This is a genomic window from Streptomyces sp. WMMC1477, from assembly GCF_027460245.1.
Taxonomy (GTDB): Bacteria; Actinomycetota; Actinomycetes; order Streptomycetales; family Streptomycetaceae; genus Streptomyces.
Map to the genome: position 1 here is coordinate 4882376 of NZ_JAPZBD010000003.1, position 25184 is coordinate 4907559.

Annotated in this window: 1 protein-coding gene; it reads left to right on the forward strand. The window is 68.1% G+C overall.

Features of this window, described 5'->3' with window-relative positions:
- The first annotated feature begins 210 nt into the window (after positions 1-210).
- A complete protein-coding gene (locus O7609_RS21585) occupies positions 211-25125 on the forward strand; it encodes a type I polyketide synthase (RefSeq protein ID WP_269744075.1) in 24915 nt (8304 codons plus the stop codon).
- Positions 25126-25184 lie beyond the last annotated feature (59 nt).

Below are 25184 nucleotides of genomic sequence, written 5' to 3' on the forward strand. Positions count from 1 at the left end.
ATCGACGGGTACTACTACGGAGAGTCGCCGCCCGATGCTATGTGTGTATCCCCCGTCGGGGTAACCCCAGAATCTCCCCCGTCGCCCCCTATTTTTGCGCGTGGCGAGGGGTGGGGTAGGGGTGGGGTAGGGGTGCCGGCAAGCGTCTTCCTCCTCTTAGGGTTCACCAGACCCTTCTTGCCTCGGATCCTCAGAGGAAATGGGAGAAAAGTGGCTGACCAGCGGTACGAGCTTCCGGTTGCCGGCGAGGAAGCGGAAGCAATCGCCATCGTGGGCATGTCCTGCCGTCTCCCCCAGGCGCCGGGGATCGAAGCGCTCTGGCAGTTGCTTCGCGACGGCAGGGACGCCATCACCGAGGTCCCCGAAGGGCGGTGGCCCGAAGACGCCTTCCCCGACGCCGACCTCAACGAGGCCGAACGGCGGGGCATCCGCCACGGCGGCTTCCTCGACGCCGTGGACGGGTTCGACGCAGCCTTCTTCGGCATATCCCCGCGCGAGGCGTCGGTCATGGACCCCCAACAGCGCCTCATGCTCGAACTGGCCTGGGAGGCCCTGGAGGACGCCGGGGCCACACCGCAGACGCTCGCCGAAGGGCGCACCGGCGTGTTCGTCGGCGCCGCCTCCAGCGACTACGCCGTGCTGCTGGACCGTCTGGGCCCCGGCGCGCGGACCTCCCACGCCAACGCGGGCACGCAGCACAGCATCATCGCCAACCGCGTCTCCTACTTCCTCGGTCTCCACGGCCCGAGCCTCGCGGTCGACACCGGCCAGTCCTCCTCCCTGGTCGCCGTGCACATGGCCTGCGAGAGCCTGCGCCACGGTGAGGCCTCCGTGGCACTCGCCGGCGGCGTCAACCTCAACCTGCTGCCCGACACCACGCTCGCGGTGGCACGCTTCGGGGCCCTGTCCCCGGACGGCCGCTGCCACACCTTCGACGCACGTGCCAACGGGTACGTCCGCGGCGAAGGCGGCGGCCTCGTCGTCCTCAAGCCGCTCAGCCGCGCGCTCGCCGACGGCGACCGCGTGTACTGCGTCATCCGCGGCAGTGCCGTCAACAACGACGGCGGTGGCCGAAGCCTGACGGTACCCAGCGGCACCGCGCAGGAAGAGGTCATCCGCCTCGCGTGCGACCGCGCCGGTGTCCTGCCCGGCCACCTGGACTACGTGGAGCTGCACGGCACCGGGACCCGCGTCGGCGACCCGGTCGAGGCCGCCGCCCTCGGCGCGGTCGCCGGCACCGGCGCGGGCCGGGACGCCGACACCCCCCTGGTCGTCGGCTCCGCCAAGACCAACGTCGGCCACCTGGAGGCCGCGGCCGGCGTCGTCGGACTCATGAAGACGGCGCTGTGCCTCAGCCACGGCGAACTGGTCCGCACCCTCAACTTCGAGCACCCTCACCCCGAGATCCCCCTCACGGACCTGCGACTGCGGATGTCGCTGGAGAACACCGACTGGGCGGGGCCGTCCGTCGCCGGTGTCAGCTCCTTCGGGATGGGCGGCACGAACTGCCACGTGGTCCTCGCCAGCGCCCCCGAGTCGGAGCAGGCGGACGTGGACGAGCAGGGCATCGGTGCCGGTGACGATGGTGTGGTGGGGCTGGGTGGTGTGGTGCCGTTGGTGGTGTCGGGGCGTTCGGTTGGGGGGTTGGTGGCTCAGGCGGGTCGTTTGGGTGAGTGGTTGGGGTCGGGTGGTGGGGTTGGGGTGTCGTTGGTGGGTGTGGGTCGTTCGTTGGCGTTGGGGCGTGCGGGGTTGGAGCATCGGGCGGTGGTGTTGGCTGGTGATCGTGGTGGGGCGGTTGCGGGGTTGGGTGCGGTGGCGGCTGGTGAGCCGGCGGCGGGTGTGGTGTCGGGTGTGGTGGTGCCGGGTGGTGTGGGGTGGGTGTTTTCGGGTCAGGGTGCTCAGCGTTTGGGTATGGGGCGTGAGTTGGCGGGGGAGTTTGGGGTGTTTGCGGAGGTGTTTGGTGAGGTGTGTGGGTTGTTGGATGTGGAGTTGGGGGGTGTGGTGCCGTTTGGTGTGCGGGATGTGGTGTGGGCGCGGGAGGGGAGTGTGGAGGCTGGTTGGTTGGGTGAGACGGTGTATACGCAGGCGGGTTTGTTTGCGTTTGAGGTGGCGTTGGCGCGGTTGTGGGAGTCGTGGGGTGTGGTGCCGTCGGTGGTGGCGGGGCATTCGGTGGGGGAGGTGGTGGCGGCGCATGTGGCGGGGGTGTTGTCGTTGGAGGATGCGGTGCGGGTGGTGGCGGCTCGGGGTCGGTTGATGCAGGGGTTGGAGCCGGGTGTGATGGTGTCGGTGGGGGCTTCGGTGGGGTGGGTGGAGGAGGCTGTTGGGCGTTGGTGTGGTGGGGGGTTGGGGGATGTGGGTGTGTGGGTGGCGGGGGTGAATGGTGTGGCGTCGACGGTGGTGGCGGGTGTGCCGGGTGTGGTGGAGGGGTTGGTGGAGTGGTTGGAGGGTGAGGGTGGTGGGGTGCGGTGTCGGCGTTTGGAGGTGTCGCGGGCGTTTCATACGCCGTTGGTGGAGCCGATGTTGGGTGAGTTTGCTGAGGCGATTGGGGGTGTTGTGCATTGTGGTGGGGGTGTTCCGGTGGTTTCTGGTGTGTCGGGTGAGGTGATGGATGGTGATGCGTGGGGTGTGGGGTATTGGGTGGAGCAGGCGCGGGCGGCGGTGCGGTTTGATCGGGTGGCGGAGTATGTGGGTGGGTGTGGGTTGGGGAAGGTTGTGGAGGTGGGGCCGCGGGGTGTGTTGTCGGGGTTGTTGCGTGAGGTGGTGTCTGAGGGGTCGTCGGTGGAGGTGGTGGCGAGTTGTCGGTCGGGGCAGGGTGAGGTGTTGTCGGTGTTGACGGCGTTGGCGCGGGTTTATGTCACGGGGACCACTCCTGACTGGGGGCAGGTGTTTCCTGTGGGGGAGGGGCAACGGCGTCACCGGCATGTGGATCTGCCGACGTACGCGTTCCAGCACCAGCGCTACTGGCTGGATGAGGAAGCGGCGGAACCGAGGAGCCTGACGACGTACGCTCCTGCTCCGCAGCCGGAGGACGCCCGCACCCCCGAGCCGGAGCACTCCGCCCGGCGGCGCGAGGAACTAGTGGGCCTTCCGGAGGCCGAACAACTCCGTCACGCACTGGACTGGGTCGCCACGTGCGCCGCACACGTACTCGGAAGCCAGACGTCCGATCCCGTCGAGCCCTCGCGCACCTGGCGCGACCTCGGCTTCGACTCGTTGATGTCGGTGGAACTGCGCACGAGCCTGGCCACCTTCACGGGGCTTCCCCTCTCCGCCACCCTCTTGTTCGACCACCCGACCCCGGCGGACCTGGCCGAGCACCTGCGGTCCCGGACGCTCGGTGTCGTCGACCGCCAGAAGGAGTCGCAGACCTCTGTCGCCTCGGTGGACGAGCCGATCGCCATCGTCTCCATGGCGTGCCGCTATCCCGGAGGGATCAGCTCCCCGGAAGACCTGTGGCAGCTCGTCAGCGAAGGAGGCGACGCGGTCTCGGCCTTCCCCGAGGACCGTGGCTGGGAACTGGACCGCCTGTACGACGCCGACCCCGACAGCTCCGGCACGACCTACACACGTCAGGGCGGATTCCTCCGCGACGCCGCCGCTTTCGACCCCGAGCTCTTCGGCATCAGCCCGCGCGAGGCACTGGCCATGGACCCCCAGCAGCGACTGCTCCTGGAGACGGCCTGGGAGACCTTCGAGCGTGCCGGAATCGATCCCACGTCGCTGAGGGGCACGCCCGCAGGCGTGTTCGTCGGATCGGTGGAGCAGGACTACGGTGCCCGGCTGCACGAGGGGGCGGAGGAGTCCGAAGGATTCGTCCTCACGGGCCGCACGAACAGTGTCGCTTCCGGTCGCGTGGCTTATGCCTTCGGCCTGGAAGGTGCCGCGGTGACGGTGGACACGGCGTGTTCGTCGTCGTTGGTGGCGTTGCATCTGGCGGTGCAGGCGTTGCGCAATGGTGAGTGCTCGATGGCGCTGGCCGGCGGCGTCACCGTCATGGCCACCCCGGGAATGTTCGTGGAGTTCAGTCGTCAGCGGGGGTTGGCGCCGGATGGGCGGTGCAAGGCGTTCTCGGCGTCCGCGGACGGGACCGGGTGGTCCGAGGGTGTGGGGATGTTGTTGGTGGAGCGGTTGTCGGATGCGCGGCGTCGTGGGCATCGGGTGTTGGCGGTGGTGCGGGGGAGTGCGACGAATCAGGATGGTGCGTCGAATGGTTTGACGGCGCCGAATGGTCCGTCGCAGCAGCGGGTGATTCGTCAGGCGTTGGCGAGTGCGGGGTTGTCGGCTGGGGATGTGGATGTGGTGGAGGCGCATGGGACGGGTACGTCGTTGGGTGATCCGATTGAGGCGCAGGCGTTGTTGGCGACGTATGGGCAGGAGCGGGGTGAGGGTCGGGGTCCGTTGTGGTTGGGGTCGGTGAAGTCGAATATTGGTCATGCGCAGGCGGCTGCGGGTGTGGCGGGTGTGATCAAGATGGTGATGGCGATGCGTCATGGTCGGCTTCCCAGGACGCTGCATGTGGATGAGCCTTCGGAGCACATTGACTGGTCGTCGGGTGCGGTGGAGTTGTTGTCGGAGTCTGTGGCGTGGGAGGTGGAGGGTGGTCCGCGTCGGGCGGGTGTGTCGTCGTTCGGTATCAGTGGGACGAATGCGCATGTGATTTTGGAGGAGGCTCCGCTGGAGGAGTCTGTGGAGTCTGGGGATGGGGCTGTGGTGGGGTCGGGTGGTGTGGTGCCGTTGGTGGTGTCGGGGCGTTCGGTTGGGGGGTTGGTGGCTCAGGCGGGTCGTTTGGGTGAGTGGTTGGGGTCGGGTGGTGGGGTTGGGGTGTCGTTGGTGGGTGTGGGTCGTTCGTTGGCGTTGGGGCGTGCGGGGTTGGAGCATCGGGCGGTGGTGTTGGCTGGTGATCGTGGTGGGGCGGTTGCGGGGTTGGGTGCGGTGGCGGCTGGTGAGCCGGCGGCGGGTGTGGTGTCGGGTGTGGTGGTGCCGGGTCGTGTGGTGATGGTGTTTCCGGGTCAGGGTTCGCAGTGGGTGGGGATGGGGCGTGAGCTGCTGTCTTCCAGTGAGGTGTTTGCGGGTGTGGTGGCGGAGTGTGAGGAGGCGTTGGCGCCGTTGGTGGAGTGGTCGTTGACGCACGTGCTGCGTGAGGGTGATGAGGAGTTTCTCGGCCGGGTGGATGTGATCCAGCCGGTGTTGTTCGCGGTGATGGTGGGGTTGGCGCGGTTGTGGGAGTCGGTGGGTGTGGTGCCGGATGTGGTGGTGGGGCATTCGCAGGGTGAGATCGCTGCTGCCCATATCGCGGGTGGGCTGTCGCTGAAGGATGCGGTGCGGGTGGTGGCGCTGCGTTCGCAGGCGTTGGTGTCGCTTGCGGGTGGTGGGGCGATGGCGCAGGTGGCGTTGGGTGAGGAGGCGGCGTCGGAGCTGGTTTCGGCGTGGGAGGGCCGGGTGGGTGTGGCGGCGGTCAATGGTCCGGCGTCGACGGTGGTCTCCGGTGAGGTGGGTGCGGTGGAGGAGGTTCTGGCCCGGTGCGAGGAGGAGGGGGTGTGGGCGCGTCGGATCGAGGTGGACTATGCCTCGCATTCGCCGCAGGTGGAGGAGATCGGGCCGGGACTTGAGGAGGCGCTTGCGGGGATCAGGCCGGTGTCTTCGTCGTCGGTGGCGTTCTTCTCGACGGTGTCGGGTGACGTGGTGGACACCGCGACGCTGGACGCGGGGTATTGGGTGCGGAATCTGCGGCGCCCGGTGCGGTTCGCCCCGGCGGTGGAGGAGCTGGCGCGCTCTGGGGCGGGGGTGTTCATCGAGGTCAGTCCTCACCCGGTCCTCACCGGTGGTGTCGCGGATACCTTGTCGGAGAATGGGGCCGAGGTGGCAGCGGTGGTGGAGACGCTGCGTCGGGGCCACGGCGGCCTGCGCCAGTTCCTCACCGGTGCTGCCCAGGCGCACGCTTTCGGGGTGGAGCTGGACTGGGATGCTGTTCTTCCGGGGTCTGGTGACGCGGTCCGCGAGCACGTCGACCTGCCGACCTACGCCTTCCAGCATCAGCGCTACTGGCTGGAGCCCGCACCGGTCCTCCGGGGTGGCCCCGGCCCTCTGGAAGGGCAGTTCTGGGATGCCGTCGAGCGCCATGACGTCGGCAGTGCGGCCGCAGCCCTGGACCTTGATGATCCTGAGGCGAGTTCCTCATTGGCGGCCCTACTCCCCGCGCTCTCGGAGTGGCGCCGCCAGCAGCGCTCCCCGAGCCGGGTCGGGTCGGCGACGGTCGGCGCGGTGGTTCAGGCGGGGGAAGCCCAGCCCTCTCGGCGAAGCCTGCGTGCGGAGTTGGAAGGACACTCCGAGCAGGAGCAGCTCCGTGCCGTGCTCAGGCTGGTGCGCACGCACGCGGCCGCCATTCTCGGGCACGACGCACCCGACAACCTCGACCCCTCGGCCTCCTTCCGGGATCTGGGCTTCGAGTCCATGACGGCGGTGAGGCTGCGGAACAACCTGGTCGACAGGACAGGGCTCGACCTTCCCAAGACCTTGCTGTACGACTTCCCTTCTCCGATGACGCTCGCGCGTCACCTCCGGAGCGAGGCACTCGGGCTGACGGACGCCGCCGACGCGGGACGGGTCCAGGTCAGCGGTGCAGTCGATGAGCCCATCGCGATCGTCTCGATGGCCTGCCGGTTCCCCGGTGGCATCGGCTCCCCGGAGGACCTGTGGCGGACGGTCGTGCGGGAGGAGCACGCTGTCTCCGAGTTCCCGGAAGACCGCGGGTGGGACCTGGGCGCCCTTTACGATCCGGCGTCCGAGCGGCCGGCCACCTCCTACACGCGGTACGGCTCGTTCCTCCACGACGCGGCGAACTTCGACGCCGGATTGTTCGGGGTCAGTCCCCGTGAGGCGCTGGCGATGGACCCGCAGCAGCGGTTGATCATGGAGAGCGCCTGGGAGACGTTCGAACGCGCGGGCATCCCGGCCGATTCACTGTCCGGAAGCTCTACAGGCGTCTTCATCGGCACACTTGGTCAGGAGTACGGCTCCCGCCTGCACGAGGTACCCGAGGAGTTCGAAGGGTTCCTGCTGACCGGCAACTCCGCGAGCATCACCTCCGGCCGTGTCGCGTACACCTTCGGCCTGGAAGGCCCCGCGGTGACGGTGGACACGGCATGTTCGTCGTCGTTGGTGGCGTTGCACCTGGCGGTGCAGGCGTTGCGCAACGGTGAGTGCTCGATGGCGCTGGCCGGCGGCGTCACCGTCATGGCCACACCCGGCACCTTCGTGGAGTTCTGCCGGCAGAACGCCCTGTCCGTGGACGGACGGTGCAAGTCCTTCTCCGCTGCCGCCGATGGCTTCGGGGTGGGCGAGGGTGTGGGGATGTTGTTGGTGGAGCGGTTGTCGGATGCGCGGCGGCGTGGGCATCGGGTGTTGGCGGTGGTGCGGGGGAGTGCGACGAATCAGGATGGTGCGTCGAATGGTTTGACGGCGCCGAATGGTCCGTCGCAGCAGCGGGTGATTCGTCAGGCGTTGGCGAGTGCGGGGTTGTCGGCTGGGGATGTGGATGTGGTGGAGGCGCATGGGACGGGTACGTCGTTGGGTGATCCGATTGAGGCGCAGGCGTTGTTGGCGACGTATGGGCAGGAGCGGGGTGAGGGTCGGGGTCCGTTGTGGTTGGGGTCGGTGAAGTCGAACATTGGTCATGCGCAGGCGGCCGCGGGCGTGGCGGGTGTGATCAAGATGGTCATGGCCATGCGCCACGGTTGGCTCCCCAAGACCCTCCACGTGGATGAGCCGTCACCGGCGATCGACTGGTCGTCGGGTGCGGTGGAGTTGTTGTCGGAGTCTGTGGCGTGGGAGGTGGAGGGTGGTCCGCGTCGGGCGGGTGTGTCGTCGTTCGGCATGAGTGGGACGAATGCGCATGTGATTTTGGAGGAGGCTCCGCTGGAGGAGTCTGTGGAGTCTGGGGATGGGGCTGTGGTGGGGTCGGGTGGTGTGGTGCCGTTGGTGGTGTCGGGGCGTTCGGTTGGGGGGTTGGTGGCTCAGGCGGGTCGTTTGGGTGAGTGGTTGGGGTCGGGTGGTGGGGTTGGGGTGTCGTTGGTGGGTGTGGGTCGTTCGTTGGCGTTGGGGCGTGCGGGGTTGGAGCATCGGGCGGTGGTGTTGGCTGGTGATCGTGGTGGGGCGGTTGCGGGGTTGGGTGCGGTGGCGGCTGGTGAGCCGGCGGCGGGTGTGGTGTCGGGTGTGGTGGCAGCGGGGGGAGAGCCCCGTGTGGTGATGGTGTTTCCGGGTCAGGGTTCGCAGTGGGTGGGGATGGGGCGTGAGCTGTTGCGTGAGAGTGAGGTGTTTGCGGGTGTGGTGGCGGAGTGTGAGGAGGTGTTGGCGCCGTTGGTGGAGTGGTCGTTGACGGAGGTGTTGCGTGAGGGTGGTGAGGATGTTCTGGGTCGGGTGGATGTGGTGCAGCCGGTGTTGTTCGTGGTGATGGTGGGGTTGGCGCGGTTGTGGGAGTCGGTGGGTGTGGTGCCGGATGTGGTGGTGGGGCATTCGCAGGGTGAGATCGCTGCTGCCCATATCGCGGGTGGGTTGTCGTTGGAGGATGCGGTGCGGGTGGTGGCGTTGCGTTCGCGGGCGTTGGTGTCGCTTGCGGGTGGTGGGGCGATGGCGCAGGTGGCGTTGGGTGAGGAGGCGGCGTCGGAGCTGGTTTCGGTGTGGGAGGGCCGGGTGGGTGTGGCGGCGGTCAATGGTCCGGCGTCGACGGTGGTCTCCGGTGAGGTGGGTGCGGTGGAGGAGGTTTTGGCCCGGTGCGAGGAGGAGGGGGTGTGGGCGCGTCGGATCGGGGTGGACTATGCCTCGCATTCGCCGCAGGTGGAGGAGATCGGTGCGGGTCTTGAGGAGGCGCTTGCGGGGGTCAGGCCGGTGTCCTCGTCGTCGGTGGCGTTCTTCTCGACGGTGTCGGGTGGGGTGGTGGATACCGCGTCGTTGGATGCGGGGTATTGGGTGCGGAATCTGCGGCGGCCGGTGCGGTTTGCTCCGGCGGTGGAGGAGTTGGCGCGTTCTGGGGCGGGGGTGTTCATCGAGGTCAGTCCTCACCCGGTCCTCACCGGTGGTATCACCGACACGCTCCAGGCGTCCGGCGCGGGTGGAGGGGCCGAGGTGGCAGCGGTGGTGGAGACGTTGCGTCGGGATCGGGGTGGTTGGACGCAGTTCCTCACCAGCGCCGCCCAGGCGCACGCTTTCGGGGTGGGGTTGGACTGGGATGCTGTTCTTCCGGGGTCTGGTGACGCGGTCCGCGAGCACGTCGACCTGCCGACCTACGCCTTCCAGCACCAGCGCTACTGGCTGGACGCCGGACGGCACCGCGGTGCAGGGGATCTGCGGGGCCTGGGCCTGCGAGACGCCAACCATCCCTTCCTGGGCGCCGCGGTGCGCATCGCCGACAGCGACGAGTGGCTGCTCACGGGCCGGTTGTCGCTTGCGACGCAAGCGTGGCTGGGCGACCACGTCGTGGCCGGAACTGTGGTCGTCCCGGGTACCGCCCTTCTGGACATGGTGATTCGTGCAGGTGACGAGGTCGGCTCCGACACGGTGGAAGAGCTGACGCTCCAGGCGCCTCTGGTGCTGCCCGAGGACGAGGCTGTGCAGCTCCAGGTCCGACTCGGCGCCGCGGGTGAGGACGGACGTCGGGAGGCGATGGTCTTCTCCCGGCGCGATGACCGTGACAACGGTATGGAACACGGTTGGACGTGTCATGCCGAGGCGGTGCTGTGTGCTGCCGGTGTGGGTGAGGTGGTGGAGGGGTTGGGTGTGTGGCCTCCGGTGGGTGGGGTGTCGGTGGGGTTGGAGGGGTTCTATGAGGGTCTTGCGGGGCGGGGGTATGTGTATGGTCCGGCGTTTCAGGGGTTGCGTGGGGCGTGGCGTGGTGCGGGGGGTGAGGTGTTTGCCGAGGTGGTGTTGCCTGAGGGGCTGCGTGAGGAGGCGGGGCGGTTCGGGATGCACCCTGCACTGCTGGACGCGGTGATGCAGACGTCGTTGCTGGATGTGGCCGCGGGTGAGGGTGAGGGGACGCGGTTGGTGTTCGCGTTCCGTGGTGTGCGGTTGTTGGCGTCGGGTGCGGTGGGTGTGCGGGCGCGGTTGAGGGGTGTGGGTGGGGATGAGGTGGGGGTGTTGGTGGTGGATGAGGCGGGTGAGCCGGTTGCGGTGATCGAGTCGATGGTGGCCCGGTTGGTGGATGACGGGCAGTTGCGTGCGGCGGTGCCGGCTGGGGAGGACTCGTTGTTCGCGATGGAGTGGGAGGAGTTGTCCGGCGTCGCTCTGGAGGCGGCGGGGGGTTCCGAGGGTGGTGGGGATGAGAGCTCGTGGTTGGTGGTGGGTTCGGATGTGTTGGCGGAGCGGTGTGGTTTGACGGGTGTGGGTGTGGAGCGGGTTGTGGGTGTGGGGGAGTGGGTTGATGGTGTGGTGTCGGGTGGGGTGGGGGTTGGGTCGGTGGTGTGGTGTGTTGGGGGTGGTGTGGGGTTTGGGGGGTTGGGTGATGTGCCGGGTGGGGTGGCTGGTGTGGTGGTGGAGGGTTTGGGTGTGGTGCAGGGGTGGTTGTCGGGTGGGGGTGGGGGGCGTTTGGTTGTGGTGACGTGTGGTGGTGTTGGGGTTGAGGGTGGGGTGGTGGATCCGGGTCAGGCTGCGGTGGTGGGTTTGGTGCGTTCGGTGCAGGCGGAGCATCCGGGTCGGGTGGTGTTGGTTGATGTGGATCCGGGTGTGGGGTCTGTGGGTGTGGTGGATGTGCGGGGTTTGGTGGCTGGTTTGGTGGGTGTGGGGGAGTGGTTGGTGGCGGTGCGGGGTGGGAGGGTGTTGGTGCCGCGTTTGGTGGGGGGTGTGGTTGGTGGTGGTGTGGTGGTTCCGGATGGTGGTGTGTGGCGGTTGGAGCCGGTGGGTGGTCGGGGTTCGTTGGAGGATGTGGGTGTGGTTGAGGTGGGTGTGGTTGAGGTGGGTGTGGGGTTGGTGCGGGTGGAGGTGCGGGCTGCGGGGGTGAATTTTCGTGATGTGTTGATTGCGTTGGGGCGGTATCCGGGTGCGGCGGTGATGGGTGCGGAGTTTGCTGGTGTGGTGGTTGAGGTGGGTGCTGGGGTGGTGGGTGTGTCGGTGGGTGATGCGGTGATGGGTTTGTGTGAGGGGGGTTTTGGGGCTGAGGTGGTGGTGGATTATCGGATGGTGGTGGGGATGCCGTCGGGGTGGTCTTTTGAGGTGGCGGCGTCGGTGCCGACGGTGTTTTTGACGGCGTGGTATGGGTTGGTGGATTTGGCGGGGGTGGAGCGGGGTGAGTCGTTGTTGGTGCATGCGGCTGCGGGTGGGGTGGGTTTGGCGGCGTTGCAGTTGGCGCGTTATTGGGGTGTGGAGGTGTTTGCGACGGCGAGTGAGGCGAAGTGGTCGGTGGTGCGTGGGCAGGGTGTGGCTGCGGAGCGGATTGCTTCTTCGCGGGAGGTGGGGTTTGAGGGGGTGATTGCGGAGGCGTCTGGTGGGCGTGGTGTGGATGTGGTGCTGAATAGTTTGACGGGTCCGTTTGTGGATGCGTCGTTGCGTTTGTTGGCTGAGGGTGGTCGTTTTGTGGAGATGGGTAAGACGGATGTTCGTGATGCGGGGGAGGTTGCGGCGGAGTTTCCGGGGCGTTCGTATCGGGCGTTTGATGTGCGGGAGGCGGGTCCGGATCGGATTCAGGAGATGTTGGTTGAGGTGGTGGGGTTGATGGAGGCGGGGGTGTTGGAGCCGTTGCTGTTGCGGGTGTGGGATGTGCGGCGGGTGCGTGAGGCGTTGCGGTTTATGGGTCAGGGGCGTCATGTGGGGAAGATGGTGGTGTCGGTTCCGCGGCGGTTGGATCGGAATGGGACGGTGTTGATTACTGGTGGTACGGGGACGTTGGGTGCTTTGGTGGCTCGGCATTTGGTGGGTGTGCATGGGCAGGCGAGTGTGGTGTTGGTGTCGCGGCGGGGGTTGGAGGCGCCGGGTGCTGGGGAGTTGCGTGCTGAGTTGGTGGGTATGGGGGCGCGGGTGGAGGTGGTGGCGTGTGATGTTGCTGAGGCTGAGGGGGTTGCTCGGGCTTTGGCTGCTGTTCCTGTTGGTCATTCGTTGACGGGTGTGGTGCATGCGGCGGGTGTGTTGGATGACGGGTTGGTGGGGGATTTGACGGAGGAGCGTGTGCGGGGGGTGTTGCGGGCGAAGGTGGATGGTGCGTGGCGGCTTCATGAGGCGACGTGTGGGTTGCCGGGGGTGGCTGGGTTTGTGTTGTTTTCTTCGATGGCGGGTTTGTTGGGTGGTCCGGGGCAGGGGAATTATGCGGCGGCGAATTCGTTTTTGGATGCGCTTGCTGAGTTCCGTCGTGGGCGGGGGTTGCCGGCTGTTTCTGTGGCGTGGGGTTTGTGGGAGGACGATAGTGCGTTGACGGGGGGTATGGCCGAGGCGGATCGGGCGCGGTTGGCGCGGCGTGGGTTCGCGCCGATGCCCGCCGCCCACGCACTCCAACTCCTCGACAGGGCATGGTTCGACCTTGGACATCCGGTCGTTGCCGCGGCCAAGCTCGTGCCGGCTCGCCTGGCGGCGGAAGCGGAAGCCGGTGCACTGCCGCCGGCGTTGCGCGGCCTTGTTGCCTCACCCAGCCGCGTCACTCGTCGTCAGATCCAGGACGGAACTCCCGACAACGGCCCGTCATGGGCGTCGCGCTTGGCCGATCTCCCCGAAGAGCGGCAGTTGGATGTGTTGGTGGAGTTGGTGTGTTCGCATGCGGCGGTGGTGTTGGGGCATGGGAGTGCTGCGGGGGTGGAGGCTGATCGGGCGTTTCGGGATGCGGGTTTTGATTCGTTGACTGCGGTGGAGTTGCGGAACCGGTTGGGTGCTGCGGTGGGTTTGCGGTTGCCGGCGACGTTGGTGTTCGACTATCCGACGCCGTTGGTGTTGGCGTCTTATCTGCGGGGGGAGTTGGTTGGTTCTGTTGGTGGGTTGGCGGTGCGGGGTGAGGATGCTGTGGTTCCGGTGGTGGGGGATGTGGTGGATGATCCGGTGGTGATTGTGGGTATGGCGTGTCGTTTTCCTGGTGGGGTGGGTTCGCCGGAGGATTTGTGGCGTTTGGTGGATGAGGGTGGGGATGCGATTGGTGATTTCCCGTTGGATCGGGGGTGGGATCTGGAGGGGCTTTTCGATGCTGATCCGGATCGGGAGGGGTGTAGTTATACGCGGCGTGGTGGGTTTGTTGAGGGTGTTGCGGGGTTTGATGCGGGGTTCTTCGGGATATCGCCGCGTGAGGCGTTGGCGATGGATCCGCAGCAGCGGTTGTTGTTGGAGGTGGCGTGGGAGTCCTTGGAACGTGCGGGTATCGATCCGACTTCGCTCAAGGGCACCCGTACCGGCGTCTTCATGGGCACCATCGATTCGAACTACGCAGCCGAGAACGGTGCGTTGCCTCGAGGTATCGAAGGCTTCGTAAGCGCCGGGAACGCGGCGAGCGTCGTGTCGGGTCGGGTGGCCTACGCGTTGGGGCTGGAGGGGCCGGCGATGTCGGTGGACACGGCGTGTTCGTCGTCGTTGGTGGCGTTGCATTTGGCGGTGCAGGCGTTGCGCAATGGTGAGTGCTCGATGGCGCTGGCCGGTGGCGTGATGGTCATGCCGACCCCCGGGGTGTTCATCGGCTTCAGTCGCCAGCGGGCACTGGCCGCGGATGGGCGGTGCAAGGCGTTCTCGGCGTCCGCGGACGGCTTCGGTCCCTCGGAGGGGGCTGGTGTATTGCTGGTGGAGCGGTTGTCGGATGCGCGGCGTCGTGGGCATCGGGTGTTGGCGGTGGTGCGGGGGAGTGCGACGAATCAGGATGGTGCGTCGAATGGTTTGACGGCGCCGAATGGTCCGTCGCAGCAGCGGGTGATTCGTCAGGCGTTGGCGAGTGCGGGGTTGTCGGCTGGGGATGTGGATGTGGTGGAGGCGCATGGGACGGGTACGTCGTTGGGTGATCCGATTGAGGCGCAGGCGTTGTTGGCGACGTATGGGCAGGAGCGGGGTGAGGGTCGGGGTCCGTTGTGGTTGGGGTCGGTGAAGTCGAATATTGGTCATGCGCAGGCGGCTGCGGGTGTGGCGGGTGTGATCAAGATGGTGATGGCGATGCGTCATGGTCGGCTTCCCAGGACGCTGCATGTGAATGAGCCTTCGGAGCACATTGACTGGTCGTCGGGTGCGGTGGAGTTGTTGTCGGAGTCTGTGGCGTGGGAGGTGGAGGGTGGTCCGCGTCGGGCGGGTGTGTCGTCGTTCGGTATCAGTGGGACGAATGCGCATGTGATTTTGGAGGAGGCTCCTGGGGGGCAGGAGGTTGTGGAGGGTGAGGAGGGTGTGGGCGCCGATGGTGCCGGTGACGATGGTGTGGTGGGGCTGGGTGGTGTGGTGCCGTTGGTGGTGTCGGGGCGTTCGGTTGGGGGGTTGGTGGCTCAGGCGGGTCGTTTGGGTGAGTGGTTGGGGTCGGGTGGTGGGGTTGGGGTGTCGTTGGTGGGTGTGGGTCGTTCGTTGGCGTTGGGGCGTGCGGGGTTGGAGCATCGGGCGGTGGTGTTGGCTGGTGATCGTGGTGGGGCGGTTGCGGGGTTGGGTGCGGTGGCGGCTGGTGAGTCGGGGGTGGGTGTGGTGTCGGGTGTGGTGGTGTCGGGTGGTGTGGGGTGGGTGTTTTCGGGTCAGGGTGCTCAGCGTTTGGGTATGGGGCGTGAGTTGGCGGGGGAGTTTGGGGTGTTTGCGGAGGTGTTTGGTGAGGTGTGTGGGTTGTTGGATGTGGAGTTGGGGGGTGTGGTGCCGTTTGGTGTGCGGGATGTGGTGTGGGCGCGGGAGGGGAGTGTGGAGGCTGGTTGGTTGGGTGAGACGGTGTATACGCAGGCGGGTTTGTTTGCGTTTGAGGTGGCGTTGGCGCGGTTGTGGGAGTCGTGGGGTGTGGTGCCGTCGGTGGTGGCGGGGCATTCGGTGGGGGAGGTGGTGGCGGCGCATGTGGCGGGGGTGTTGTCGTTGGAGGATGCGGTGCGGGTGGTGGCGGCTCGGGGTCGGTTGATGCAGGGGTTGGAGCCGGGTGTGATGGTGTCGGTGGGGGCTTCGGTGGGGTGGGTGGAGGAGGCTGTTGGGCGTTGGTGTGGTGGGGGGTTGGGGGATGTGGGTGTGTGGGTGGCGGGGGTGAATGGTGTGGCGTCGACGGTGGTGGCGGGTGTGCCGGGTGTGGTGGAGGGGTTGGTGGAGTGGTTGGAGGGTGAGGGTGGTGGGGTGCGGTGTCGGCGTTTGGAGGTGTCGCGGGCGTTTCATACGCCGTTGGTGGAGCCGATGTTGGGTGAGTTTGCTGAGGCGATTGGGGGTGTTGTGCATTGTGGTGGGGGTGTTCCGGTGGTTTCTGGTGTGTCGGGTGAGGTGATGGATGGTGATGCGTGGGGTGTGGGGTATTGGGTGGAGCAGGCGCGGGCGGCGGTGCGGTTTGATCGGGTGGCGGAGTATGTGGGTGGGTGTGGGTTGGGGAAGGTTGTGGAGGTGGGGCCGCGGGGTGTGTTGTCGGGGTTGTTGCGTGAGGTGGTGTCTGAGGGGTCGTCGGTGGAGGTGGTGGCGAGTTGTCGGTCGGGGCAGGGTGAGGTGTTGTCGGTGTTGACGGCGTTGGCGCGGGTTTATGTCACGGGGACCACTCCTGACTGGGGGCAGGTGTTTCCTGTGGGGGAGGGGCAACGGCGTCACCGGCATGTGGATCTGCCGACGTACGCGTTCCAGCACCAGCGCTACTGGCTGGCTCCCCGGTCGGTCGGCGGTGGCGATGCGCGGGGCCTGGGTCTGGACGGTGCCGATCACGGTGTGCTCGGGGCCGCCGTCGAGGTGGCCGACAGCGACGAATGGCTCCTGACCGGACGGCTGTCCCTGTCGGCACACCCCTGGCTGGCAGACCACGTCATGGCCGGTGTGAGGCTCGTTCCGGGAGCCGCCTGGGTGGACGCGGCGGTGCGTGCCGGGGACCAGGTCGGCTGCGGGCGCGTCGAAGAGCTGATGGTGTCGGCTCCGCTGGCGGTACCGGAGCGTGGCGGCCTCAAGGTGCAGGTGCGCGTCGGAGCCGCTGGCCCGGACGGACGACGGGAGTTCACCGTTCACGCGCGGCACGACGGCGACGACCTCGCGCCGGAGGTCCGCACCGCCGCCGGGGCACCGGATGGAAGCGGACCGGGGAGTGGCTGGCAGCGCCACGCCACGGGGACGCTGGCGCCCACGGCGCAGCCCCGGCCGGAACAACGGGCGGACGCGGCCCTGGACGGTGGGGAGCTTGCGCTCTGGCCGCCGGCCCAGGCCGAGCCGGTGCCGCTCGACGACTTCTACGCGGACCTGGAGAGCGCGGGCTACGTCTACGGCCCGGCGTTCCAGGGACTGACCGCGGCGTGGCGCGGGACGGACGGGGAACTCTTCGCCGAGGTCGCTCTGCCGGAGGAGTTCCACCAGGACGCCGAGCGCTTCGGCGTGCACCCCGCGTTGCTGGACTCCGCGGTCCACGCGTACTTCCTGCGTCGGCATGACGACGGCAGCACCCGGCTCCCCTTCGCCTATCGCAACGTCGATCTGCACGCCACCGGCGCCACCGCCCTGCGCGTGCGCATCACCACCCCGGGCGAGGACACCGTTCGCGTGTGGATCGCGGACGCCGCCGGGCAGTCCGTCGCCACGGTCGAGTCCCTCACGACCCGCCCCGTCGACGCGGAGCAACTTCGAACCTCGTCCCGTGTGGACGACGACGCGCTCCTGACGCTCGACTGGGTGCTCCTCGGCCAGGAGTCGTCCAGCGACGCGGCTGCCTCGGGTGCCACCGCGGGCTGGGCGTGCGTCGGAGTCCCCGGGGACGGGGGCGACGGCCCTGCCGAACCCGGCGTTGCCCTGCCAGACGTCACGCGTTTCGCGGAGCTGGGAGCCCTGGGACAGGCTGTGCAGGACGGTATGCCGGTGCCCGGAGTGGTGCTGGCCCGGCCGCCCGCGGACCTCGGCGGTGATGCCGACCGTACGGCCCACGGGGTGCACGACGCGGTGCTCGCGACCTTGGACCTCCTGCAGCGCTGGCTGTCCGACGTCCGGTGGGAAACCTCGCAGCTCGTCGTCGTCACCCGCGGAGCTGTCTCCGCCCACGGGGAGCCCGTCGACCTGGCCCAGGCCGCGGTGTCGGGTCTGGTCCGTTCCGCGCAGGCGGAGAACCCCGGCCGCTTCCTGCTCGTGGACTGCGGCAGCGAGGCAGACGAGGCCGCCCACTTGGCCGCGGCCGTCTTCGCGGCGCGACAGGCGGACGAACCGCAGGTCATGGTCCGCGACGGTGTGCTGAAGGCGCCGAGGCTCACCCGTGCCGGCGCCGGCCAGGACGCCTCCGCCGGTGCGCGGCCGGTCTCCCGCCCCGCCGGCACCACGGGCGACGGGACGGTGCTGATCACCGGAGCCACCGGTGATCTCGGCTCCCTGCTCGCGCGTCACCTGGTCACCGAGCACGGCGTCACCCGTCTGGTGCTGACGAGCCGCCGGGGCCCGGAGGCCCCCGGCGCCGCCGAGCTTCGCGCGGAGCTGGAAGCCGCGGGCGCGACGGTGGCTGTCGTGGCGTGCGACGCCGCAGACCGGGACGCGCTGGCGGCTGTGCTGGAGCAGATTCCGGACTCGGCCCCTCTGACGGGCGTGGTACACGTGGCCGGTGTCGTCGACGACGGGGTGGTGGCGTCCCTGACTCCGCAGCAGACACACCGTGTGCTCAGGGCGAAGGTCGACGCTGCGCTGAACCTGGACGAACTCACCCGCGACGCGGACCTGTCGATGTTCGTCCTGTACTCCTCCGCTTCCGGCCTCCTCGGCAACGCGGGGCAGGGGAACTACGCCGCGGCCAACTCCGTCCTCGACGCCCTGGCCCAGCGCCGCCGAGCCGTCGGCCGCCCGGCCACCTCCCTGGCCTGGGGCCTGTGGGAGCAGGCCGGAGGCATCAGCGACCACCTCGGACAGGTCGATCTCGCCCGCCTCTCCAGACTCGGCATCCGCCCCCTGCCCGCCACGGAGGGGCTGGAACTCTTCGACGTCTGTCGCGCCCGGGACGAGGCCCTGTTCGTGCCGATGCGCATCGACCGTGCCCAACTGCGCAAGCAGGCACCGTCCGAACTGCTGCCGCCGATGCGGGGCCTCGTACCGACGAACACGGCCGCCCGCCGCACGGCGCGGGGGCATGGCCACGGGGCCGACACGTCCTCGTTCACGGAGCGACTCGCCGGTCTGTCCCCCGAGGAACAGCGGCAGGCGGCACTGAGCACGGTCCGCGAGCACGTCGCCGCGGTTCTGGGACATGCCTCCGCCGACGAGGTCTTGGTGGAGAAGCCGTTCCGGGACCTCGGCTTCGACTCACTCATCGCGGTGGAGCTGCGCAACCAGGTGAACAACGCCCTGGGTACGAAGCTTTCCGCCACGGCCGTCTTCGACTACCCCACACCCGCCGCACTCGCCGAGCACCTGCTCGCCGAAGCGCTCGGCGAGCAGGTTCAGGCCACCGCCTCGGCCACCGCCACTCAGACCTGGAACGACGACGACGCCATCGCGATCGTGGGTATGGCGTGCCGCTACCCGGGTGGCGTGAGCTCCCCGGAGGACCTGTGGGACCTGGTCCGCGACGGTCGGGACGGCATCTCCGGGTTTCCCACGAACCGCGGCTGGGACCTGGAACGTCTCTACAGCCCGGACGCAGACCGTCCCGGGACCTCCTACACCCGCGAGGGCGGGTTCCTCCACGACGCGGACGCGTTCGACGCCGAGTTCTTCGACATCTCGCCGCGCGAGGCACTGTCGATGGACCCCCAGCAGCGCATCATCCTCGAGGCCTCCTGGGAGACCTTGGAGCGTGCGGGTATCGACCCGGCCTCGCTGAAGGGGACCCCGACCGGCGTCTTCGTCGGGCTGATGTACCACGACTACGCGCCGGCCCTGGACCTGATGCCCGAAGAGGCCGAGGGGTACGTGGGGATCGGCACCACCGGGAGTGTCCTGTCCGGTCGCATCGCCTACCAGCTCGGGCTGGAGGGTCCCGCGGTGACGGTGGACACGGCGTGTTCGTCGTCGCTCGTCTCTCTGCATTTGGCGGTGCAGGCGTTGCGCAATGGTGAGTGCTCGATGGCGCTGGCCGGCGGCGTCACCGTCATGGCTACCCCCGCCACCTTCGTGGAGTTCAGTCGTCAGCGGGGGTTGGCGCCGGATGGGCGGTGCAAGGCGTTCTCGGCGTCCGCGGACGGGACCGGGTGGTCCGAGGGTGTGGGGATGTTGTTGGTGGAGCGGTTGTCGGATGCGCGGCGTCGTGGGCATCGGGTGTTGGCGGTGGTGCGGGGGAGTGCGACGAATCAGGATGGTGCGTCGAATGGTTTGACGGCGCCGAATGGTCCGTCGCAGCAGCGGGTGATTCGTCAGGCGTTGGCGAGTGCGGGGTTGTCGGCTGGGGATGTGGATGTGGTGGAGGCGCATGGGACGGGTACGTCGTTGGGTGATCCGATTGAGGCGCAGGCGTTGTTGGCGACGTATGGGCAGGAGCGGGGTGAGGGTCGGGGTCCGTTGTGGTTGGGGTCGGTGAAGTCGAATATTGGTCATGCGCAGGCGGCTGCGGGTGTGGCGGGTGTGATCAAGATGGTGATGGCGATGCGTCATGGTCGGCTTCCCAGGACGCTGCATGTGGATGAGCCTTCGGAGCACATTGACTGGTCGTCGGGTGCGGTGGAGTTGTTGTCGGAGTCTGTGGCGTGGGAGGTGGAGGGTGGTCCGCGTCGGGCGGGTGTGTCGTCGTTCGGTATCAGTGGGACGAATGCGCATGTGATTTTGGAGGAGGCTCCGCTGGAGGAGTCTGTGGAGTCTGGGGATGGGGCTGTGGTGGGGCTGGGTGGTGTGGTGCCGTTGGTGGTGTCGGGGCGTTCGGTTGGGGGGTTGGTGGCTCAGGCGGGTCGTTTGGGTGAGTGGTTGGGGTCGGGTGGTGGGGTTGGGGTGTCGTTGGTGGGTGTGGGTCGTTCGTTGGCGTTGGGGCGTGCGGGGTTGGAGCATCGGGCGGTGGTGTTGGCTGGTGATCGTGGTGGGGCGGTTGCGGGGTTGGGTGCGGTGGCGGCTGGTGAGCCGGGGGTGGGTGTGGTGTCGGGTGTGGTGGTGCCGGGTGGTGTGGGGTGGGTGTTTTCGGGTCAGGGTGCTCAGCGTTTGGGTATGGGGCGTGAGTTGGCGGGGGAGTTTGGGGTGTTTGCGGAGGTGTTTGGTGAGGTGTGTGGGTTGTTGGATGTGGAGTTGGGGGGTGTGGTGCCGTTTGGTGTGCGGGATGTGGTGTGGGCGCGGGAGGGGAGTGTGGAGGCTGGTTGGTTGGGTGAGACGGTGTATACGCAGGCGGGTTTGTTTGCGTTTGAGGTGGCGTTGGCGCGGTTGTGGGAGTCGTGGGGTGTGGTGCCGTCGGTGGTGGCGGGGCATTCGGTGGGGGAGGTGGTGGCGGCGCATGTGGCGGGGGTGTTGTCGTTGGAGGATGCGGTGCGGGTGGTGGCGGCTCGGGGTCGGTTGATGCAGGGGTTGGAGCCGGGTGTGATGGTGTCGGTGGGGGCTTCGGTGGGGTGGGTGGAGGAGGCTGTTGGGCGTTGGTGTGGTGGGGGGTTGGGGGATGTGGGTGTGTGGGTGGCGGGGGTGAATGGTGTGGCGTCGACGGTGGTGGCGGGTGTGCCGGGTGTGGTGGAGGGGTTGGTGGAGTGGTTGGAGGGTGAGGGTGGTGGGGTGCGGTGTCGGCGTTTGGAGGTGTCGCGGGCGTTTCATACGCCGTTGGTGGAGCCGATGTTGGGTGAGTTTGCTGAGGCGATTGGGGGTGTTGTGCATTGTGGTGGGGGTGTTCCGGTGGTTTCTGGTGTGTCGGGTGAGGTGATGGATGGTGATGCGTGGGGTGTGGGGTATTGGGTGGAGCAGGCGCGGGCGGCGGTGCGGTTTGATCGGGTGGCGGAGTATGTGGGTGGGTGTGGGTTGGGGAAGGTTGTGGAGGTGGGGCCGCGGGGTGTGTTGTCGGGGTTGTTGCGTGAGGTGGTGTCTGAGGGGTCGTCGGTGGAGGTGGTGGCGAGTTGTCGGTCGGGGCAGGGTGAGGTGTTGTCGGTGTTGACGGCGTTGGCGCGGGTTTATGTCACGGGGACCACTCCTGACTGGGGGGCTTTGCTGCCGCGGGCGTCGGCGGTGGATCTGCCGACGTACGCGTTCCAGCACCAGCGCTACTGGCTGGCTCCCCGGTCGGTCGGCGGTGGCGATGCGCGGGGCCTGGGTCTGGACGGTGCCGATCACGGTGTGCTCGGGGCCGCCGTCGAGGTGGCCGACAGCGACGAATGGCTCCTGACCGGACGGCTGTCCCTGTCGGCACACCCCTGGCTGGCAGACCACGCGGTGGGGGACCGCGTGGTGGTGCCCGGGGCCCTCATTGCCGAGCTGGCGATCCGAGCCGGGGACGAGGTCGGTTGCGACGTGGTCGAGGAGCTGACCCTGTCCGCACCCCTCGTGTTGCCGGTGGACGGCGGCGTCCGCCTTCAGGTGCGGGTGGGGGCGGCTGACCCGGACGAGCGGCGCGAGGTCACCGTCCACTCGTGTGCGGATGAGAGCTCCGATCGTTCCTGGAAGCGTCATGCGTCCGGTCACCTGGCCACACGCGGAGGACAGCAGGGGGCCGACGACGTTTCGGTGCGCGAGATGACGGTGTGGCCGCCGGTCGGGGCCGAGGAGCTGGACGCCGACGGTGTCTACGATCTCTTCGCCCGCGCGGGCTACGGCTACGGCCCGGCGTTCCAGGGGCTGCGCAAGGCGTGGCGCGGCCAGAAGGGCGAGTTGTACGGCGACGTGGTGCTCCCGACGGAACGGCACCAGGAGAGCGCAGGCTTCTGCATCCATCCCGCTCTGCTCGACGCCGCACTGCACGTGGGCGCCCTCCAGGAACTGGCCGCCGGCTCGCAGGAGACCTGGCTGCCGTTCGAGTACCGCGACGTCCGCCTGCTGGCGAGCGGGGCGACGGCCCTGCGGGTGTGCCTGACCGGCGAGAGCCGGAGCGCTGTGCGCGTCGAGATGGCCGACGCGTCGGGTCAGCCTGTCGCCGTCATCGATTCGCTCGTCTCACGGCGGGAAGAGAGCGGAGGTCCCTCCCCCGCCCATGACGTGACGGACAACTCGTTGTTCGCGATGGAGTGGGAGGAGTTGTCCGGCGTCGCTCTGGAGGCGGCGGGGGGTTCCGAGGGTGGTGGGGATGAGAGCTCGTGGTTGGTGGTGGGTTCGGATGTGTTGGCGGAGCGGTGTGGTTTGACGGGTGTGGGTGTGGAGCGGGTTGTGGGTGTGGGGGAGTGGGTTGATGGTGTGGTGTCGGGTGGGGTGGGGGTTGGGTCGGTGGTGTGGTGTGTTGGGGGTGGTGTGGGGTTTGGGGGGTTGGGTGATGTGCCGGGTGGGGTGGCTGGTGTGGTGGTGGAGGGTTTGGGTGTGGTGCAGGGGTGGTTGTCGGGTGGGGGTGGGGGGCGTTTGGTTGTGGTGACGTGTGGTGGTGTTGGGGTTGAGGGTGGGGTGGTGGATCCGGGTCAGGCTGCGGTGGTGGGTTTGGTGCGTTCGGTGCAGGCGGAGCATCCGGGTCGGGTGGTGTTGGTTGATGTGGATCCGGGTGTGGGGTCTGTGGGTGTGGTGGATGTGCGGGGTTTGGTGGCTGGTTTGGTGGGTGTGGGGGAGTGGTTGGTGGCGGTGCGGGGTGGGAGGGTGTTGGTGCCGCGTTTGGTGGGGGGTGTGGTTGGTGGTGGTGTGGTGGTTCCGGATGGTGGTGTGTGGCGGTTGGAGCCGGTGGGTGGTCGGGGTTCGTTGGAGGACGTGGCCGCGGTCGACGCCGGCGCGTGGGTCGGGGTCGGTGAGTGGGACGACGCTGGCGAGGTGTTGGGCGCGGGATTGGTGCGGGTGGAGGTGCGGGCTGCGGGGGTGAATTTCCGTGATGTGTTGATTGCGTTGGGGCGGTATCCGGGTGCGGCGGTGATGGGCGGGGAGTTCGCCGGAGTGGTGGTTGAGGTGGGTGCCGGGGTGGTGGGTGTGTCGGTGGGTGACGCGGTGATGGGTCTGTGTGAGGGCGGCTTCGCGGCCGAGCTGGTGGTGGATTATCGGATGGTGGTGGGGATGCCGTCGGGGTGGTCTTTTGAGGTGGCGGCGTCGGTGCCGACGGTGTTTTTGACGGCGTGGTATGGGTTGGTGGATTTGGCGGGGGTTGAGCGGGGTGAGTCGTTGTTGGTGCATGCGGCTGCGGGTGGGGTGGGTTTGGCGGCGTTGCAGTTGGCGCGTTATTGGGGTGTGGAGGCGTTTGCGACGGCGAGTGAGGCGAAGTGGTCGGTGGTGCGTGGGCAGGGTGTGGCTGCGGAGCGGATTGCTTCTTCGCGGGAGGTGGGGTTTGAGGGGGTGATTGCGGAGGCGTCTGGTGGGCGTGGTGTGGATGTGGTGCTGAATAGTTTGACGGGTCCGTTTGTGGATGCGTCGTTGCGTTTGTTGGCTGAGGGTGGTCGTTTTGTGGAGATGGGTAAGACGGATGTTCGTGATGCGGGGGAGGTTGCGGCGGAGTTTCCGGGGCGTTCGTATCGGGCGTTTGATGTGCGGGAGGCGGGTCCGGATCGGATTCAGGAGATGTTGGTTGAGGTGGTGGGGTTGATGGAGGCGGGGGTGTTGGAGCCGTTGCCGTTGCGGGTGTGGGATGTGCGGCGGGTGCGTGAGGCGTTGCGGTTTATGGGTCAGGGGCGTCATGTGGGGAAGATGGTGGTGTCGGTTCCGCGGCGGGTCGAACGTGACGGCACTGTCCTGATCACCGGGGGCACGGGCACCCTGGGGGCCCTGGCCGCCCGGCATTTGGTGGGTGTGCACGGCCAGGCGAGCGTGGTGCTGGCGTCGAGGCGTGGGGAGCAGGCACCCGGCGCCAGCCAACTCCGTTGCGAACTAGAGGATATGGGGGCGCGGGTGACGGTGGTCGCCTGCGACATCGCCGACCCCGAGGGCGTCGCCCGGGCCCTGGACGCCGTCCCCGCCGACCACCCCTTGACCGGTGTCATCCACACCGCCGGCGTATCCGACGACGGACTGGTCGAGGACCTCACGGAAGAACGTGTACGCGGCGTGCTGCGCGCGAAGGTGGACGGGGCCTGGCACCTCCACCAGGCCACCCGTGACCTGCCGGGAGTGAACCTCTTCGCCCTCTACTCCTCCGCGACCGGCATCCTGGGCAACGCCGGGCAGGCGAACTACGCGGCAGCCAACACGTTCCTCGACGCGCTCGCCGAACACCGCAGGGCCGAGGGACTGCCGGCCGTCTCCATCGCGTGGGGACTGTGGGAAGAGGACAGCGCCCTCAGCGGACACTTGGCCGAGGCGGATCGGGCGCGGTTGGCGCGGCGTGGGTTCGCGCCGATGCCCGCCGCCCACGCACTCCAACTCCTCGACGCAGCGGTGGAGTCCGGGTGGCCGGTGGTGATGGCCGCGACAGTGGACACCGCCCGGTTGCGGGCGGCGAACACCACCGAGGCGGACCTGCGGGCGCTGCCGGCCCCGATGCGCAGTCTGCTGCCCTCCACCACCTCCCGCACCACCCGCCGCCTCGCCCACAGCGACGACCAGCAGGAGACCGAGAGCCTCCGCAGCCGCCTGACCCGCCTCACCGACGAGCAACAGCGGGAAACCGTCCTCGACGTGGTGCGTTCGCACGTGGCTTTCGTGCTCGGGCACAAGAACCCCGCGAGCATCGACGTCCACCGGGGCTTCATGGAACTGGGCTTCGACTCCCTGACGGCGGTGGAGCTGCGGAACCGTCTGAACGCCGCCACGGAACTGCGCCTCACCGCAGGCCTCGTGTTCGACTACCCGACGGCGCACGCCCTCGCAGGGGCCCTTCTCGCCCAGCTCCGGCCGGAGACCTCGAGCGACACCCCGCCGATCATGGGCGAGCTGGACCGCCTCGAGCATTTTCTGGTCTCCCTGGACGCGGACCATGAGGCACGGGACAAGGTCGCGGAGCGCCTCCAGGCGATGCTCTGGAAGTTCGACCAGTCCGCAAGCCCGGTGAAGGAGGAGGAGTCCGCAGCGGTCGACCTGGACGCGGCCTCGGACGACGAGATGTTCAACCTGATCGACAGGGAGTTCGGTCTCGACTGATGAATCGACACCCTGATTGGTTCGCGTCACGCGTGTGGGAGGCATGGCCAGGTGACTGA